Below are 1,710 nucleotides of genomic sequence, written 5' to 3'. Positions count from 1 at the left end.
GGCGCGGGCACGGGCGAGCCGTGCGTCCGCGTCGGCGCGCGCCTCCGTACGGACCCGTGCCGCCTCCCGCCTCGCCTTGTCCAGCAGCGCATCCGCGACGGGACCGAGGGCGGCCGCCCGCACGCTCCCGGCGCCTTCCCCGGCCCCGGCCCCGGCCACGTCACGCCTTCCCGAGCAGCAGGATGCCGACGACCAGCCCGTAGATGGCGATGCCCTCGGACAGGCCCACGATCACGAGGACCCGGCCGAACAGCTCCGGGCGCTCGCTCATGGCGGCCATCGCCGCCGCTCCGGTGTAGGCCACCGCGATCCCGGCTCCCACCGTCGAACCGGCCACCGCGATCCCGGCACCGAGCAGGGCCGCCCAGTTCCCCGTCGTCCTCGCGCCGGCGTTCACCGCGGCGGTCACGTGCGACGCCGAGGACGGCTCCGCGGTCAGCGCGATCAGCAGGACGGCGAGGGCGGCCAGCGCGATCGCCCCGTCGGCGAGAAGGAGCAGGCGGACGGTGCGCGGACCGCGACGGCGCAGGAGCCGGGAGAGGACGATCCCGGCCGCGATCAGCGGGAGGGCGACGAGCCACGCGACCATGGGGAGACCTCCTCCGTCGTGACGGGCAGATGCCAGGGGCGGAACGGCCGTCCTTGGGCCTGGAAGACCCGGGAGAACAGCTCGTAGTACTCCAGACGCAGCGCCTGGACGGCCACGACCAGGCCCTCCAGGGCGAAGGCCAGCAGGTTCCCGGCGACGAAGACCGCGACCGCCCCGGCCGCGCCGGCCGTTCCCCGTGGCCACAGGGCGCGCGTGCCCTCCCAGACGATCCATCCGAGTGCCGCGTGGGTGAGCCCGAACGCCGCCAGCCGGGTGAACGAGGCCAGGTTCGAACCGAGCCCCAGCACCGTGTCGAACAGCTCGACGCAGGCTTCGAAGACGCCGCCCTCGCCGGTGAACCCCAGAAAGATCAGTAGCAACGCCAGCGAGGCCAGCACCGCTCCCGAGACGACCACCGCGACCACGCTCGCGTACCAGCCGGCCGCGACGAGCGCCAGGCCGAGGAGCAGCACGACCCCCGCGATCCCCGACGGGGCGTACAGCGCGGCGGCCCAGCCGGCCTCCCGGACCCGGTTGTCGGCGCCGAACGCCAGCCGGCCGGCCAGCAGCGCCCCGCCCAGGCAGACCGCCACCTCCATCAGCGCGACCGGATGCTCCATGGGCCGCAGCCACAGGGCCGGCACCGCGCCGGTCGGCCCGAAGAACTCCCCGTACAGCACGCCGAAGACGATCCCGGTCACGCCCGCGCCCGCGGCGAGCGGCCAGGCCCGCCGGAACCGCGCCAGCCGAGGCCAGAACGCCAGGGCGACCGCGAGCAGCAGGAGGAGCGTACCGTGCCCGACGTCACCGAACATCATGCCGAACATCAGGAGGAACGCCCCGGCGGCGAGTGGCGTGGGGTCCACGTCCCGGTACGGAACCGTGCCGTACGTCTCGACGAGAGACGTGAGCGAGCCGCGCACGCCTCCCGTTCGCAGCTCCGACGGAACCTCCACGCCGCGTGGCCGGGGCAGGACCACGACCGCGCCCTCGACGGTCGCGAGGCGCTCGGACAACGCCGCCACCGCGTCGGCGGGCGCCCAGCCGAGCAGCGCGCTCACCTCGTCCCGCGTGGTCGACGCCTGCGCGCGCTCCCGCAGCGCGGCCTCTCCGGCGAGCAA

2 protein-coding genes are annotated in these 1,710 nt (G+C 75.1%); both read right to left on the bottom strand.

Features of this window, described 5'->3' with window-relative positions:
* Positions 1-160: 160 nt before the first annotated feature.
* Positions 161-589, bottom strand: coding sequence for an ATP synthase subunit C (locus ACFFNX_RS49250; RefSeq protein WP_378213379.1), 429 nt, complete (start codon positions 587-589; stop codon positions 161-163).
* A partial coding sequence (locus tag ACFFNX_RS49245) for a V-type ATPase 116kDa subunit family protein (protein WP_378213378.1) occupies positions 559-1,710 on the bottom strand: 1,152 nt, incomplete at its 5' end. The genes ACFFNX_RS49245 and ACFFNX_RS49250, both read right to left, overlap by 31 nt.

The sequence above is a fragment of the Actinoallomurus acaciae genome (genome assembly GCF_042429965.1).
GTDB lineage: Bacteria > Actinomycetota > Actinomycetes > Streptosporangiales > Streptosporangiaceae > Actinoallomurus > Actinoallomurus acaciae.
This window is presented reverse-complemented; position numbering and strand designations above follow the sequence as displayed.

Bases quoted from the DNA above. Each gene is read 5' to 3' on its own strand.
- ACFFNX_RS49250 (WP_378213379.1), bottom strand. From the start codon at position 589: ATGGTCGCGTGGCTCGTCGCCCTCCCGCTGATCGCGGCCGGGATCGTC.